The 17,170-nt window shown below is 65.2% G+C and carries 7 protein-coding genes; 6 read left to right on the plus strand and 1 reads right to left on the minus strand.

Annotated elements, in window-relative coordinates:
- The 3 genes from BT179_RS24245 to BT179_RS24255 form a co-directional block, all read left to right on the plus strand.
- On the plus strand, positions 1–6,423 hold a 6,423-nt coding region (locus BT179_RS24245; protein ID WP_143148729.1), incomplete at its 5' end, for a non-ribosomal peptide synthetase.
- Positions 6,424–6,501: 78 nt separating this feature from the next.
- A complete protein-coding gene (gene macA / locus BT179_RS24250) occupies positions 6,502–7,653 on the plus strand; it encodes a macrolide transporter subunit MacA (RefSeq protein WP_072398821.1) in 1,152 nt (383 codons plus the stop codon).
- 2 nt (positions 7,654–7,655) lie between these two features.
- Entirely contained in the window at positions 7,656–9,617 is a 1,962-nt protein-coding gene (locus BT179_RS24255; protein ID WP_072398820.1) for a MacB family efflux pump subunit, read from the plus strand.
- A gap of 197 nt (positions 9,618–9,814) precedes the next feature.
- Here BT179_RS24255 and BT179_RS24260 read toward each other — a convergent pair whose 3' ends face one another.
- Positions 9,815–11,155, minus strand: coding sequence for a diaminobutyrate--2-oxoglutarate transaminase family protein (locus BT179_RS24260; protein ID WP_072432100.1), 1,341 nt, complete (start codon positions 11,153–11,155; stop codon positions 9,815–9,817).
- A 368-nt stretch (positions 11,156–11,523) separates the two neighbouring features.
- Here BT179_RS24260 and BT179_RS24265 point away from each other — a divergent pair, with 368 nt between their 5' ends.
- Genes BT179_RS24265 through BT179_RS24275 form a run of 3 tightly spaced genes read left to right on the plus strand, consistent with a single transcriptional unit; the run spans position 11,524 to position 17,134 of the window.
- Positions 11,524–12,954 carry an efflux transporter outer membrane subunit gene (locus BT179_RS24265; RefSeq protein ID WP_072398818.1) on the plus strand — a complete coding sequence of 477 codons (1,431 nt, stop codon included), beginning with the start codon at positions 11,524–11,526 and terminating at the stop codon, positions 12,952–12,954.
- Positions 12,951–14,054 carry an efflux RND transporter periplasmic adaptor subunit gene (locus tag BT179_RS24270; protein WP_371128618.1) on the plus strand — a complete coding sequence of 368 codons (1,104 nt, stop codon included), beginning with the start codon at positions 12,951–12,953 and terminating at the stop codon, positions 14,052–14,054. Before BT179_RS24265 ends, BT179_RS24270 begins: the two co-directional genes overlap by 4 nt.
- Complete coding sequence (locus tag BT179_RS24275) at positions 14,051–17,134, plus strand: efflux RND transporter permease subunit (RefSeq protein WP_072432099.1); 3,084 nt, start codon at positions 14,051–14,053, stop codon at positions 17,132–17,134. Before BT179_RS24270 ends, BT179_RS24275 begins: the two co-directional genes overlap by 4 nt.
- Positions 17,135–17,170 lie beyond the last annotated feature (36 nt).

Genomic DNA, 17,170 nt, shown 5'->3' on the forward strand with positions numbered 1-17,170 from the left:
GCCACCGATGCCCGGACGTTGTTGCTGGACGATGCCGCGTTCTCGACCCAGTCGACGGCTAATCCAAGGGTCGAGGAGCTGCGCTGCGACCATCTGGCCTATGTCATCTACACCTCCGGTTCCACCGGCCTGCCCAAAGGCGTGATGAACGAACATGGGGCGGTGGTCAACCGCCTGCTGTGGATGCAGGACGCTTATCCGTTGACGGCTGCCGATGCGGTGCTGCAGAAGACCCCGTTCAGCTTCGACGTATCGGTGTGGGAGTTCTTCTGGCCGCTGTTCACCGGCGCCCGGCTGGTGATGGCCCGTCCTGGCGGGCATCGCGACCCAGCCTACCTGTGCGAAGTAATCCAGGCCCAGGGCATCAGCACGCTGCACTTCGTACCGTCGATGCTGGACGTGTTCCTGGCCCATGGCGCCGCCCACGGCTGCGACGGGCTGCGGCAGGTGATGTGCAGCGGCGAAGCCTTGCCGGGGCATCTGGTGCGGCGTTTCAAGGCGCAACTGCCGCAGGTGGCGTTGCACAACCTGTACGGCCCCACCGAAGCCGCCGTGGACGTCACGGCCTGGGACTGCTCGGGCGTCGACACCCCCGACAGCACCCCCATCGGCAAGCCGATCGCCAACACCCGCATCTACCTGCTGGACGCCCATCGTCAGCCGGTGCCCATGGGGGTGGCTGGGGAGATCTACATCGGCGGTGTGCAGGTGGCACGCGGTTACCTGCATCGGCCGGAACTCACCGCCGAGCGTTTCCTCGACGACCCGTTCAGCACCGTGCCGAATGCGCGGATGTACCGCACCGGCGACCTGGGCCGCTACCTGGCGGACGGCAACATCGACTACCTGGGGCGTAACGACGATCAGGTTAAGATTCGCGGTTTCCGCATCGAACTGGGCGAGATCGAAGCGCGGCTGGCGCAACATCCAGGCCTCAAGGAGGCCGTGGTACTGGCCCGGGAAGATGTGCCGGGAACCAAACGCCTGGTGGCCTATTTCACCACCCACGCCGGCGATGACACGGTGGGGATCGAAGCCTTGCGCAGCGGATTGCAGGCACAGCTGCCGGAATACATGGTCCCGGCGGCCTATGTCTGGCTCGAGGCTCTGCCGTTGACGCCCAATGGCAAGCTCGATCGCAAGGCCTTGCCGGCACCGGACCTGGCTGCGCTGATCAGCCGTGAATACGAAGCGCCCCAGGGCGCGGTGGAGACACTGCTGGCCGAGCTCTGGGCCGATCTGCTCGACGTCGAGCGGGTAGGGCGTCACGACCATTTCTTCGAGCTGGGCGGTCATTCCTTGCTGGCGGTCACGCTGGTGGAGCGCATGCGCCAGGCCGGCCTGTCGGCCGATGTCCGGGTGCTGTTCGGCCAGCCGACGCTGGCCGCGTTGGCGGCTGCCGTGGGACGAACGACGGAACGGGCGGTACCGGCCAATGGCATCGTGCCGGGCTGCACCGCGATCACGCCGGACATGCTGCCACTGGCCGACCTGAGCCAGGCGCAGATCGAGCGGATCGTCGCCGGGCTGCCGGGAGGCGTCGCAAACGTCCAGGACATCTATGCCCTGGCCCCGCTGCAGGAAGGCATCCTGTATCACCATCTGGCATCGCAACAGGGTGATCTCTACCTGCAACAGGCCCTGTTCAACCTTGCCGACCGCGGTCGCCTGGATGCCTTCGCCGGTGCCCTGCAAGGCGTGATCGATCGCCACGACATCCTGCGCACCGCCGTGCTCTGGGAGGGCTTGGGCGAGCCGGTGCAGGTGGTCCTGCGCCAGGCAGGGCTGGTGGTGGAAGAGTGCGTGGTCGAGCCCGGGCGTGACGTCGCCACGCAATTGCGCGAGCGCTTCGATCCACGGCATTACCGGCTCGACGTGCGCCAGGCTCCGCTGATGCGGCTGGCCTGTGCCTATGACGCCGGACAGGAACGCTGGGTGGCGCTGCTGCTGTTCCATCACATTGCCCTCGACCATACCGCGCTGGAGGTAATCCAGCACGACATGCAAGCCTTCCTGCTGGGGCAGCAAGCCCGACTGGGCGAGGCGGTGCCGTACCGCAACTATGTGGCGCAGGCGCGACTGGGTGTCACCCAGGCCGAGCATGAGGCGTTCTTCAGTGACATGCTCAAGGATGTCCGGGAGCCGACCCTTCCGTTCGGCCTGCAGGACGTGCGCGGCGACAACCGTGACGTCGAGCAGGCTCAGTGGCCGGTGGACGAGGACTTGAGCCGACGGCTGCGGGCCCAGGCACGCCAGCTCGGGGTGAGCGCGGCAAGCCTGCATCACCTGGCATGGGCGCGGGTGCTGGCCGGCGTCAGCGTTCGTGAGGATGTGGTATTCGGAACAGTGCTGATGGGCCGGATGCAGGGTGGCGAAGGGGCCGACCGGGCGTTGGGGCTGTTCATCAACACCTTGCCGCTACGGGTCGACGTCGGCACCCTCGGCGCACGGGCCGGGGTACAGGCCACTCATGCACGCCTGACCGCGTTGCTGGGGCATGAACATGCCTCCCTGGCCTTGGCCCAGCGTTGCAGCGGCGTCGCCACGCCTGCGCCATTGTTCAGTGCACTGTTGAACTACCGGCACAGCGCGTCCCAGGTCAGCCAGGAGACCCAGGCGGCCTGGCTCGGCATCGAAGGACTCGGTGGCGAGGAGTGGAGCAACTACCCGCTGTCGCTCAACGTCGACGACCTGGGCGAGGGCTTCGTGCTGAGCGCCACGGTGACCGCGCGGATCGGCGCGAAACGCGTGTGCGGCTACATGCATACAGCACTGGAAAGCCTGGTGGACGCCCTGGAGCATGCGCCACAGACGCCGCTGCGAGAGCTGGGGATATTGCCGCAGGCCGAGCGCCAGCAACTGCTGCTGGCATTCAACGCGACCGACACGGTCTATCCGCGCCAACAGACGGTACAAGCCTTGTTCGAAGCCCAGGCGGCTATACGGCCCGAGGCGGTTGCCCTCCAGCATGGCGACCGGCAACTGACCTATCGGGAACTGGATGCCCGCGCCAGTCGCCTGGCGCAGTACCTGCTGGCGCAAGGGGTGAAACCCCAGGCGCGAGTAGCGGTGCTGCTGGGCCGTTCCTTCGACCTGGTCATCAGCGAACTGGCCATCCTCAAGTGCGCCGCCGTCTATGTACCGCTGGACCATCACGCGCCCGAAGAGCGCCAGCGCTTCATCCTCCAGGACAGCGAGGCGGCACTGGTACTGACCACCCACGACAGGGCAGTGCCGCAAGCGCTGCGACGGGTGGACCTGGATACGTTGCACCTGGACACGTTGCACTTGGCCCAGGGCACATCCGCCTGCCCAATCCCTGCCCAGGCGAGCGATACCCCGGCCTATATCATGTACACCTCGGGCTCCACCGGCCATCCCAAGGGGGTGATCGTGCCGCACCTGGCCATCGGTCGGCTGTCGATCAACAACGGTTATGCGGATTTCGGCCCGCAGGATCGGCTGGCCTTCGTCTCGAACCCGGCGTTCGACGCCAGCACGATGGAAGTCTGGGGAGCGTTGCTCAACGGTGGCCGCGTGGTGATCATCGATCACGATACGCTGCTCGATCCACCCGGGTTTGCCCGGGCGCTGGCAGAGGCGAAGGTGTCGGTGCTGTTCCTGACCACCGCCTTGTTCAACCAGTACCTGATGCTGATCCCGGACGCACTGGCGGGCCTGCGCATCCTGATGTGCGGTGGCGAGCGCGCCGATCCGGCGTCGTTCCGGCGCCTGCTGGACCGGGCGCCGACGCTGCAGATGATGAACTGCTATGGACCCACCGAGACCACCACGTTCGCCACGGCCCACACGGTCACCCGCTTGCCTCACGGCGCGACGAGCATTCCCATCGGGCGGCCCATCGCCAACACCCGGGTCTATATCCTCGACGCGGCAGGCCAGCCGGTGCCCATCGGCGTGGCGGGAGAGATCCATATCGGCGGCGACGGGGTAGCGCTGGGCTACCTGAATCGCAAGGACCTGACCGACGAGCGCTTCATCGCCGATCCGTTCAGCGACCAGGCCGGTGCGCGCCTGTACCGCAGCGGCGACCTGGGCTGCTGGTTGCCCGACGGTACGATCGAATACCTGGGCCGCAATGACGGGCAGGTGAAGATCCGTGGGTTCCGTATCGAACTGGGTGAGATCGAGGCCCGCTTGCATGAGTATCCCGGGGTGCGCGAGGCGTTGGTGGTGGCCCGCGAGGACAACCCTGGCGACAAGCGCCTGATCGCCTACTACACCGGGCAGGCGGACAGCGACATCATCGATGCGCAAGCATTGCGCGAACACCTGCACGCCTGTCTGCCGGAGTTCATGGTTCCGGCGGCCTATGTGCGGTTGATGGCGCTGCCGCTGACACTGAACGGCAAGATCAATGTCGGTGCGTTGCCGGTACCGGAGGCCCACGCCTACGGCGAGCGCGGTTACGAGCCGCCAGAGGACGAGCTGGAAGCCACGCTGGCCGGCCTGTGGGCCGAAGTACTGGGGCTGGAGCAGGTAGGGCGGCGGGACAGTTTCTTCGAGCTGGGCGGGCATTCGTTGCTGGCGATCCGACTGGTGGGGCTGCTGGTCCAGGCCGGATTGACGGTGTCCCTGGCGGAGCTGTTCCAGCACGACAATGTGGCAGCGTTGGCGACGTTGCTCCGGTCCCGCACCGCCGATGTCCAGGTGCAGGAGTCGGTCGTGCCGGTGCGCACCAGTGGCCAGCAGAATCCGTTGTTCCTGGTGCACGAGTTCAGCGGCCTGGATCTGTATTTCCCGGCACTGGGCAAGTACATCGACGAGGACATTCCGGTCTATGGTCTGCCGGCCGTAGAGTGGGGCGAGCCGCAGCTGCAGACGATGGAGTGCATGGCTTCGCGGTTGGTGGGCATCATCCGTTCGCTGCAACCCAAGGGACCTTATCGCCTGGCCGGTTGGTCGTTCGGCGGGGTCCTGGCCTACGAGACCGCCATCCAGCTCATCGGCCTGGACGAGGAGGTCGAGTTCGTCGGCCTGATCGACAGCTACCTGCCGCGCCTGGTGGACCAGGGACGCGAACGCTGGGCCCTGGACGAAGCCCACAAGCTTCACCTGCTGGACCGCTGCGACGTGTTCTGGAGAGCCTGCGAGCCCGAAGCGCAAGGGCTCGCGTCGATCCTGGACAAACTGGCCGACCTGCAAGGGCGCCTGGACCGGTTCGAGTTCGAAGCCCTGGTGCAGCATTGCCGCGAGCTGGGCGTACTGCCCCCGGAGCTGGCCGTCTATGACGCGGCCCAACTCTGGCAGTACCTCGATCGCGAGGTGGCCCACGGTCATGCGCTGGCCCATTACATGGTGTATCCGATTTCGGTACCGGTGCACCTGCTGGTGGCCGAGGAGCGCAAGGACGATGCTCCCGAGCATTCCGGCTACCTGGGTTGGGACGCGGTGCTGCCCAAGACGCAACTGCACTGCATCAGGGTTGCCGGCAATCACCAGACCATGATGCAAGCGCCACATGTGCAGGTACTGGGCCAGGCCATCAGCGATGCGCTGCAGGGTGTCGCTTCACGTCCGATGCCTTCGCCCAAGCGCACGTTCCAGCCGCTGTTGACGATCCAGGGCGGGCGCGCCGATCGGGCGCCGATCTTCTGCGTGCCTGGCGCCGGGGACAGCGTCACCGGCTTCATCGGCCTGACCGACGCCTTTGGCCCGGACTGGCCGATCCATGGCTTGCAACCTCGTGGACTGGACGGCACCACGGAGCCTTTCGGCCTGGTGGAAACCGCGGCGCAGGCCTACCTCGAAGCGATCGACAACGTGCAACCCGAAGGGCCGGTGCATCTGCTCGGGCATTCCTTCGGTGGCTGGGTCGTGTTCGAGATGGCGGCCCGCTTGCATGCCCGTGGCCGCAAGGTGGCTTCGCTGACCCTGATCGACAGCGAATCACCGGGGGGTAATGGCGTGGTGGGCCGGCCTTACACCGGGACGGGCGTGTTGAACCGACTGATCGAGGCGATGCAACTGGCCTCGGGCAAATCCCTCGGTATCGATGCCACGGTGTTCGGTGCCCAGGACGATGCGGCACAGATGCGCCTGCTGCATGCCGGCATGGTCCGCGCCGGCATGTTGCCGCAGCGCTCGGCGGTGGACGCGATGCGCGGTCCGGCGCGAGCCTTCGGGACGGCCCTGCGCACGGTCTATCAACCGCAACACCAATACACCGGCCCGGTGCGGCTGGTACTGGCGAACGATCCGACCCTGGATACAGCCGGCAACCAGCGCGAACAACAGCAGATGATCGAAGGATGGCGCAAGCATGTCCCCGACCTGAGCATCTGGTACGGGCCGGGCAACCATTTCACGATTCTCAAGGCGCCTCATGTCCACAACCTGGCTGCCTGGTGGCACGACAGCCTGCCCGAGCCCGACGAGGAGGTCACCCGTGATCTTGTCTAGCCGTGCGCCCCTGGGGCGCTTACCTCAAGCCCGGTGCCGTACTGGCCGGGCCCGAACCCAACGCACATAGAGTTATTTATGGAAAAGTCGAAGTTTCGCAAAATCGCTATCGTGCTTGTCCTGGTCGTGGTGACCGGCCTGGTTTTCTACAGCGCGCAGTCGCCGGGCAAGCCGCCGGAGTACCTGACCGCCACGGTCGAGCGCACGGACATCGAGAACGCGGTCCTGGCCACCGGAACGCTGCAGGGCGTCAAGCAGGTAGACGTCGGCGCCCAGGTGTCGGGCCAGTTGAAGTCGCTCAAGGTCAAGTTGGGCGACAAGGTCAAGAAAGGCCAGTGGCTGGCGGAAATCGACCCGTTGATCGCCCAGAACGCGCTGCGCCAGGCCCAGGTCAACGAAGAAAACCTGATGGCGCGGCGGCAGGCCACCGCGGCCCAGCTCAAGGATGCCAAGGCCACCTACGAGCGTTATAAGGTGCTGCAGCCGGACGATGCGATTTCCAAGCAGGAATACGAGACCGCCGAGTCCAACTACCGGGTGGAGGCGGCCAATCTGCTGTCCCTCGATGCCCAGATAAAAGACGCCAGGATCCAGGTGGAGACGGCGCGGGTCAACCTGGCCTACACCCACATCGTGGCCCCCATCGACGGTTACGTCGTGGGCATCGTGACCCAGGAAGGCCAGACCGTGATCGCCGAGCAACTGGCACCCGTGCTTCTCAAGCTGGCCGACCTGGACACCATGACCGTCAAGGCCCAGGTCTCCGAAGCCGACGTCATCCATATCAAGCCGGGCCAGGAGGTGTATTTCACCATCCTGGGGGAAGCGGAAAAACGTTACTACGCCACCCTGCGAGGCACCGAGCCGGCCCCGCAGAACTTCCTCGAGACCCAGACCGCCGGCACGCCCAAGCAGAACACCGCAGTGTTCTACAACAGCCTGTTCGACGTGCCGAACCCCGACCATCGCCTGCGCATCTCCATGACGGCCCAGGTCCGTATCGTCCTGGACAAGGCCAAGGCCGTGCTGACGGTACCGGTCGCCGCCCTGGGTGCGAAGAACCAGGACGGCAGCTACGTGGTCCGGGTGCTGGATGCCGAGGGCAAGGCCCAGCCGCGTAACGTCCAGACGGGCATCAACAATAACGTCCGGGCGGAAATCAAGGACGGGCTGGCCGAAGGCGACAAGGTGGTCATCGGCGAGCCTGCCCCGGCCGTGGCGGGGGCCTGACCATGACGCAACCACTGTTGGAACTCAAAGGGATCACCCGCAGCTTCCAGGCCGGGGAAAAGGCTTTCATCGCGCTCAAGGATATCAACCTGACGATCAACGCCGGGGAAATCGTGGCGATCACGGGGGCGTCCGGCTCCGGCAAGTCCACCCTGATGAATGTGCTCGGCTGCCTCGATCATCCGAGTTCCGGCAGCTACAAGGTGGATGGGCGCGAAACCGGTTCGATGAACGACCATGAACTGGCGGTGCTGCGACGCGACCACTTCGGCTTCATTTTCCAGCGCTATCACTTGCTGCCGCACCTGAGCGCGTTGCACAACGTCGAAATGCCGGCCATCTATGCCGGCGCCGCGGAGTCGCAACGGCATAGCCGGGCAGGGGAACTGCTGGGGCGCCTGGGCTTGCAAGGGCACCTGGCCAACCGGCCCAGCCAGCTATCGGGTGGTCAGCAGCAGCGGGTGAGTATCGCCCGGGCCCTGATGAATGGCGGCGAGATCATCCTGGCCGACGAGCCCACCGGGGCACTGGATACCGCCAGTGGCAAGGAGGTGATGAAGATCCTGCTGGAGCTCAACGCGGCGGGGCACACGGTCATCATCGTCACCCACGACGACAAGGTGGCCGCCCATGCCCAGCGCATCATCGAGATACGCGATGGCGAAATCGTCAGCGACCGGCCCAATCCGCAACGCACGCTGGAAGACCAGCCCCCCCAGGAAGCGCGCCCGGCCAGGGTCAAGCCGTCGAATCGCCTGCTGGCCAGCTTCGGCTTGTTCAGCGAGGCGTTCAACATGGCCTGGGTGGCGTTGATCTCCCATCGGATGCGCACGCTGTTGACCATGCTGGGGATCATCATCGGCATCACGTCGGTGGTCTCGATCGTCGCCATCGGCGAAGGGGTCAAGCAGTACGTGCTCAAGGACATCGAGGCCATTGGCAGCAATACCATCGAAATCATGCCGGGTTCGGACTGGGGAGACAGCCGCTCGACCGCCATCGAGACCCTGGTGCTGTCCGACGTCACGGCTTTGAGCGATCAGTATTACATCGACAGCGCCACCCCCAACCTGGGGCGCAACCTGTTGCTGCGATATCAGAACATCGACGTCAATGCCACCGTCAACGGCGTGAGTTCCAGTTACTTCCAGGTGCGCGGCATCAAGATCGGCTCGGGGGTGAAGTTCAGTGAAGACGATGCGCGCCGGCAGTCGCAGGTAGTGGTGATCGACCATAACACCCGCCAGAGGTTGTTCGGCCCCCACGTCGATCCCCTGGGCAAGGTGATCCTGATCGACAATCTGCCATGCACCGTCATCGGCGTGACCGAAGATCGCAAGAGCGTGTTCAACACCAACAAGAACCTGAACGTCTGGATGCCCTATGAAACGGCGGCCGGACGATTGCTGGGACAGCGTTTCCTGGACAGCATCACGGTAAGGATCAAGGACGGACAACCGAGCAAGCTGGTGGAGGACAATGTCGTCAAGCTCCTGGAACAACGCCATGGCATCAAGGACTTCTTCACCTACAACCTCGACAGTGTGCTGCAGACCGTGCAGAAGACCAGCCAGTCGCTGGCGCTGCTGCTCTCGCTGATCGCGGTCATTTCCCTGGTGGTGGGTGGTATCGGGGTGATGAACATCATGCTGGTTTCGGTGACCGAGCGTACCCGCGAGATCGGTATCCGCATGGCGGTGGGGGCACGGCAGTCCGATATCCGCCAGCAGTTCCTGGTGGAGGCGGTGATGGTGTGCCTCCTGGGAGGCACGATCGGTATCGCCCTGTCGTTCGGCATCGGCTACGTCTTCTCGATCTTCGTCAAGGAGTGGCAGATGGTGTTCTCCATGGGATCGATCATTACCGCAGTGGTGTGCTCGACCTTCATCGGCATCGTGTTCGGCTTCGTACCCGCCCGCAATGCCGCACGCCTGGATCCCATCAACGCCCTGGCGCGGGACTGAGACTCTGTGGCGCGTGCGGTGTGTGCGGTCTTGCGAGCAACGATCCTCCTGAGGACGTCAGGGGGATGACAGCCTTGGGCGTTTCCCGGGGCCACTATGCGGGCTTGTCGACGAAGGCTTCGGATCAGTCCAGGTGAAGCACCGCTGACGCCAGAGGACCTCCGGAACCGAGCCGCCAGGCCCGGTTCCGGTGGGGGTCATACCGCTTCGCGTGCCAGGTGCGGACGGGTTTCGTGGGTCTTTGCGAGGGCCTGTTCGAAGCGATCCAGCACCATGCCGACCTCGGCTTCGGTGATGGTCAGGGGGGGCAGGAACCTGAGCACCGCGCCATGGCGTCCTCCGGTTTCCATCATCAGCCCATTGTCGAAACAGTTGAGCTTGATGGCGTGGGCGAGGGCACCGTCAGCCTGTCCGGCACGCTGGTTGGCCGCTGGCCGGGTGATCTCCACGCCGATCATCAGACCACGACCGCGGATGTCGCCCATGCAGGCGAACCGCCGGGCGATGTCCCGCAGGCCGCTCTGCAACAACTCACCCATCCGCGCGGCATTGGCCACCAGATTGTCCCGCCGGATCTGCTGCATGGTGGCGACACCGGCGACCATGGCCACCTGATTGCCACGGAACGTACCGGCGTGCATGCCGGGGCCCCAGGTATCCAGATGCTCGGCATACACGACGACCGCCAGGGGGTAGCCCCCTCCGATGGCCTTCGACAGCACCAGGATGTCGGGCACGATGCCCGCATGCTCGATGGCGAAGGTGGTGCCGGTCCGGCCCAGGCCGGTCTGGACTTCATCGACGATCAGCAGGATGTCCTGCTCCAGGGTGATTTCCCGCAATGCCCGCAGCCATTGGGCGGAGGCGGGGATGCAGCCGCCTTCCCCCTGCACGACTTCGACGATGACCGCCGCCGGCTTGGCGACGCCGCCTTCGGGATCCGACAGGACGGTGCGGATATAGTCGATGGACAACTGATCGGTGTGCTCGCCGGCGGTGCCGAACGGGCAGCGGAACCGATAGGGGAACGGCAGGAAATGGGTGCCCTGTGCGATGAGACCGTCGCCACTCTTGGGCGACAGCTTGCCCATTGCCGATAACGCCCCGGCGGTCATCCCGTGATAGCCGCCGTGGAACGCCATCAATGGCGAGCGACGGGTGTAATGGCGGGCCAGCTTGATGGCGGCCTCGACGGCATCCGAGCCGCTGGGGCCGCAGAACAGGATCTTGCTGGCCTCGCGCATTTTTGCCGGCAGCATCGAAAACAGTTCCTGCACGAAGGCGTGCTTGGCCGGGGTCGCCAGGTCGAGGGCCTGCTGCAGATGATCGCTGCCGAGAAACGCCATCACGGCATCTCGGACTTCGGGCGGGTTATGCCCCAGGGCCAGGGTGCCGGCGTTCGACAGGCAGTCCAGGTACTCCTGGCCGCTGGCGTCCCTGATGCGCATCCCCTTGCCGCTGACAAAGAGCCGTTGGAAAGTCTGCGCATAGGTCCTTGCGTTCGACTCGACGTTTTCCAGATAACTGAGTGCTTCCATATTCGATCATCCATTGGCCATGGAACGGGAACCGGGCAGGGGGAATACGAGCCAGCCAAGGGGCCTGATCCGTGGGATCCGTGCTTGCCTGACCCACTGTCGGGCCAGCCCGATATGGCTGGCCCGACGGCAGATGCCGCCCTTGTCTGGCAGGTCCCGGGCATTTCAACAGGCCTGTGCGCTTACCGCGAATTTTCTTGCCGGCACCTGTCCCCGTTTCCCACGCCAGACACAGAATCCAGGCCGGGGTTAAATGCCTCGCACATGAATTTCAACCACCCACCCTCAACAATCTGCCGTCTCCCGAGCCGCGCCGGTGCCGGATGCCTGGCTGCTCGCCCCCATTGTCAGGTCCCGTAGAGAGCCCTATGCATGCCTTCAAGCCTCCAGGAAAAAGACTGCTGGTGACCTTGTGCGCGATGGCCCTGAACGGCTGCGTACTGGGGCCTGATTACCGAGTGCCGGACGTTCCGGTCGCCGACCGATGGCAGGCACCGCTTCCCCATGGCGCCTCCGTGGCGGCCCTGGCTGACTGGTGGCAGCAATTCGACGATCCGGCCCTGGCCGAGCTGTTGCGCCTGGCCGAAGCCGACAGTCCGTCCATGGACCAGGCGTGGGCCAACATCGCCCTGGCCCGGGCCACGGCGGACAGCGATGCGGCCGATGCCTTGCCCAGGGTCGATGGCCGTCTTTCCGGCGGTCGTGGCGCACAGCGGACCGGTCCCACACGCCTGGGCGGCTCGGGCTCCTCCGCCGAGCTGGACGCCGCCTGGGAGCTCGATCTGTTCGGCAAACTGCGGCGCAACAACGAAGCGGCGCAGTCGCGTGTCGAGGCGCGGGTGGATGACTGGCACGACGCACGGGTGTCCCTCGCGGCCCAGGTAGGCGATTACTACGTGCAGTACCGCGGCTGCCAGAAGCTGGTGCTGGCCTACCGGGACCAGGCCCAGTCGCAACAGGACACGGCGCGCATCACTCGCCAGTCGTTCGAGGCCGGCTTCACTTCCTCCGCCGACGCGGCGCTGGCCGACGCCAGCGCCGCCAGCAGCGCGGCCACTCTGGTCCGGCAGCAGAGCGAGTGCCAGGTGTTGCTCAAGAGCCTGGTGGCCTTGACCGGCGGAGATGAAGAACGGCTCGACGACGTGCTCGGCAAGACCCCGGCGCAACTGCCCCAGCCGGCCGAACTCAACGTTCGGCAGATTCCCGCCGATCTGCTGCGCCAGCGTCCGGACCTGGCTTCCAGCGAACGGGAACTGGCGGCGGCGAACGCCGAGATCGGCGTGGCCCAGGCCGACCGGCTGCCGAGCCTGAGCCTGTCCGGTACGTTTTCGGTCGGCGATACCGTGGGCCAGCACAACCGATCCTGGTCGCTGGGGCCGGTGCTGTCTGTACCCCTGTTCGACGGCGGCAAGCGCCGCGCGGCGGTGGAAGGGGCGCGGGCCTCTTATGACGCAGCCCTGGCGGTCTATCGCCAGACATTGCGCACCAGCGTCATGGAAGTCGAACAGGCCCTGGTGCGCCTGGATGCGGCGCGGCGGCGGGAGTCGGATGTCGAGCGTTCCACTGCCGGTTTCCGCGAGTCGTTCCAAGCCATCGACCGTAATTGGCAGGCAGGCAGCGTGAGCCTGCTGGACCGTGAAACCGCGCGCCGCCAGGCACTGACGGCGGAAATCGAATTGATCACCTTGCAGCAGGACCAGGTCCGCTACTGGATCGCCCTGTACAAGGCCCTGGGAGGCGGATGGCAAGTCGGTCAACCGCTTGCGCGACACCCGGCAACGAACGGAGGGGGAGCGTGAGGACGATATCGGGCAAGATTCTGCTGGCCGTTGCCGTGCTTACGGTCGTGGCGATATTCATGACCCTGCGCCGTGGTGCCGAGCCGGCCGTGGCCGCCCCCACCGTCAGCAGCCTGAGCGTGGAAGTCGTCCAGGCGCGGCGGCAAGTCTGGCCGCAGCTGCTGTTCGCCAATGGAGCCCTGGCTCCCTGGCAGGAAGCGGTCATCAATGCCGAGACCGGCAACCTGCGCATCGCCAGCCTCGAAGCCGACGTGGGCAGCCGGGTGAAGAAAGGCCAGTTGCTGGCAACGCTGGCCTGCGATGCGGTACTGGCCGAAGAGCGCAAGCAGACAGCGCTGGTCGCCCAGGCCGTGGCGAATCTGGAGCAGGCCCGGTCCAACGATCGCCGGGCCAGGGTCGTCGGCCAGGGCGGGGCCCTGTCGGAGCAGCAGCGCGAAGAGTATCGGATCAAGGTGGCCCTTGCCGAAGCCGACCTGGCCGGCGCCAGGGCTGAATTGCAAAGTACCCGGATCCGCTTGCGGCAGACGCGGATCGTGGCGGTGGACGACGGCATCGTTTCCGCCCGCACGGCATTGCTCGGCAAGGTGGTGGCGGCCGGCGACGAGCTGTTTCGCCTGGTGCGCGACGGCCGTATCGAGTGGCAGGCCGAGCTGGACGCCCGTCAGTTGGCCCAGGTACAGCCCGGGCAGGTGGCCCGCCTGACCTTGCCGGGCGGGCAGAGCCTGGAAGGACGGGTGCGGCTGGTGTCGCCCACCCTCAACACCAAGACCAGCCGGGCGCTGGTCTACGTATCCCTGCCCACCGACAGCCCCGCCCAGGCCGGCATGTACGCCAGCGGCCAGATCGAACTGGCGGCCCGCGAGGCCCTCACGGTACCGGATACCGCGGTGATCCTGCGTGACGGCCGCTCCTATGTGTTCACCCTCAACGATGACATGCGTGTCGTCCAGCGACCGGTAACGGTGGGCAGGCGCCTGCAGCAGGCCGTGGAGATCCTCGGCGGCCTGGATGAGCCGGCCCGTATCGTGCGCGCCGGCGGTGCTTTCCTCAACGATGGCGCGAGCGTGAGCCTCGTACAATCCCAGGTTGCCCAGCCATGAACGTTTCTGCCCTGTCGATCCGCTATCCGGTCCCGGCCGTCATGCTGTTCATCCTGCTGACGGTCCTGGGCCTGCTGGGGTTCGGCAAGCTCGCCATCCAGGATTTCCCCGACATGGACCTGCCGGTGGTGATGGTCAACGCATCGCTGGAGGGCGCAGCCCCCGAGCAACTGGAAACGGAGGTGGCACGCAAGATCGAGGACAAGCTCACGTCCCTGCGCCTGCTCAAGCATGTGACGACAGTGATCACCGACGGCGCGGTCAGCATCAGCATCAGTTTCGACATCGACAAGGATGGCAACGAGGCGCTCAACGAAGTGCGCAACGCGGTGGACAGCGCCATGCCGCAGTTGCCGGCCAGTCTGGATACGCCCTCGGTTTCCCGGCTGACCACCAGCGCCTCGCCGCTGCTCACCTACGTCATCGAGTCCGATGCGCTGGATGAAGAGGCGCTGTCATGGTTTGTCGATAACGAGCTGAGCAAACAGCTGTTGTCGGTACCCGGCGTCGCGCTGGTGTCTCGGATCGGCGGGGTGGACCGGGAAGTGCAGGTCAATCTCGACCCGGCGTTGATGGCAGGCCTGGGCATTCGCGTCGCGGATGTCGCTGCGCAACTGAGGGCGATGCAGAAGGACAACTCCGGTGGCCAGGGCAACCTGGGCAGTGGCCAGCAAGCCGTACGGACCCTGGGGGCCATCGACGACCCGGCCGCCCTGGGAGCCATCGATATTCCCAGCGGGGATGGCCGCCTGCTGGCGTTGAATCAGCTGGCGGATATTCGCGACACCCATGCCGAGCGCAGCAGCCGGGCCTTTCGCGACGGCAAGCCGGTCATCGGTTTCCAGGTGACCCGGTCACTGGGCTTCTCCGATGTCGGCGTGGCCAATGACGTACGCAAGTCCATGGCCGGTTTCGTGGAGAAACACACCAATGTGCGGATCGTTGAAGCCAGTGACACGGTCAAGGCGGTGCTTGCCAATTACCATGACTCGATGAACCTGCTGTACGAGGGCATGTTGCTGGCGGTGCTGGTGGTCTGGTGGTTTCTGCGGGACTGGCGCGCCACCCTGATCGTCGCTACGGCGCTGCCGTTGTCGATCATTCCTACCTTCGGCGTGATGTACCTGGCCGGGTTCACGCTCAACTCGGTCTCCTTGCTGGCGCTGGCGCTGGTCATCGGCGTGCTGGTGGACGATGCCATCGTTGAAATCGAGAACATTGCGCGACACCTGCGCATGGGCAAGACGCCGCTTCAGGCGGCCACCGAGGCGGCGGACGAAATCGGCCTGGCGGTGCTCGCCACGACGGCCACTCTGGTTGCGGTCTTCCTGCCCACGGCCTTCATGGGCGGCGTGGCAGGCAAGCTGTTCCGCCAGTTCGGGGTGACGGCTTCGGTGGCGCTGCTGTTTTCCTTGCTGGTGGCCCGGGTGCTGACACCAATGATGGCGGCGTACTTTCTCAAGGCGAAAGCCGACGCCGAGCACGATGGCCCCTTGATGACCCGCTATCTGGGCTGGATCCATGCCAGCCTGGACCGTCGCAAGACCACGATGTTGCTGGCCAGTCTTTTCTTCATCGGCGCCCTGGCCCTGGTTCCGTTGCTGCCGACCAGTTTCCTGCCGTCCCAGGACGCGGGTCGCAGCAGTATCACGTTGGAAATGCCACCGGGAACAACGCTGGAGCAGACCACCGAGATGGCTTTGCAGGCCAGCGAAAGGCTGCAGGACATGCCGGACGTCAAACATGTATTCGTCTCGGTGGGCACCGCCAGCAACTCGGGCGCCGGGCCTGCCGGCATCACTGGTGCCGGCGATGCGGTCCTGACGGTGGATCTGGTGGCACGGGACCAGCGCGAGCTCAAGCAGGTTGAAGTCGAGGCGCAGATGCGCCAGGCCCTGCGTACGCTGGCCGGCGTGCGTATCAACGTCGGCGGGGATGGCAGCGGCGAGAAACTCAACATCGTCTTGGCCAGCGACGACGGCGATCTGCTGGAACGCACTGCCAATGCCCTGGAGCCGCAGCTGCGCGGCCTGCACGGGATCGGCAACGTCACCTCCAGCAGTGCCCTGCAGCGACCGGAAATCCAGATGCGTCCCAATTTTGCCCGGGCCGCGGAGCTGGGCGTCACCAGCCAGGACATCGCCGATACCTTGCGCATGGCGACCTACGGTGAATACTCCTCGCAGTTGGGCAAGATCAACCTGTCCCAGCGTCAGGTGGACGTGCGCGTGCGCATGGATTCGCTGTTGCGCGATGACTTGCGAAGCATCGATCAGTTGCGGGTGACTGGACGGGACGGCCAGGTGGCGCTGTCCTCGCTCGGGGAACTCAGCCTGGGCAGTGGACCGGCCCAGATCACCCGGCTGGATCGGCTGCGCAACATCACCTTGTCGATCGAACTCAACGGCCGCAACCTGGGCGAGGTCATGGCCGAGGCAAGCCAGTTGCCGGCCATGCGCAATCTGCCTCCAGAGATCAAGCCGGTGGAGCAGGGTGAACTGCAACTGATGACGGAGCTATTCGCAAGCTTCAGCCTGGCCATGGCCATCGGTGTGTTCTGTATCTACGCGGTCCTGGTGCTGCTGTTCCATGATTTCCTGCAGCCGGCCACCATCCTCTCGGCTTTGCCGCTCTCCCTGGGCGGCGCGCTGCTGGCCTTGCTGATATGCAATTTCAGCTTTTCCCTGCCCTCGGTCATCGGGTTATTGATGTTGATGGGGATCGTGACCAAGAACTCCATTCTGCTGGTGGAATACGCCATCATGGCTCGGCGTGATCACGGCCTGGATCGCTATGACGCCCTGGTAGACGCCTGCCACAAGCGCGCACGGCCCATCCTGATGACCACCATTGCCATGGGCGCCGGGATGTTGCCCACCGCGATGGGCATGGGCGAAGACCCGAGTTTCAGGCAGCCGATGGCCGTGGTGGTCATGGGGGGGCTGTTGACTTCAACGTTGCTGAGTCTGCTGGTGGTGCCGGTGATCTTCACGTACGTCGACGATCTGCTGCAATGGTTCAGGCGGCATACGCCTGGACTGGCGTCGGCAGGCAGGGTCGAAGAGGAAGCGAAAAGCTGAATCATCCCCCAACGTACCCGATGATGACCGGGCAGA

The sequence above is a fragment of the Pseudomonas sp. NFACC43 genome, from assembly GCF_900119645.1.
Classification (GTDB): Bacteria; Pseudomonadota; Gammaproteobacteria; order Pseudomonadales; family Pseudomonadaceae; genus Aquipseudomonas.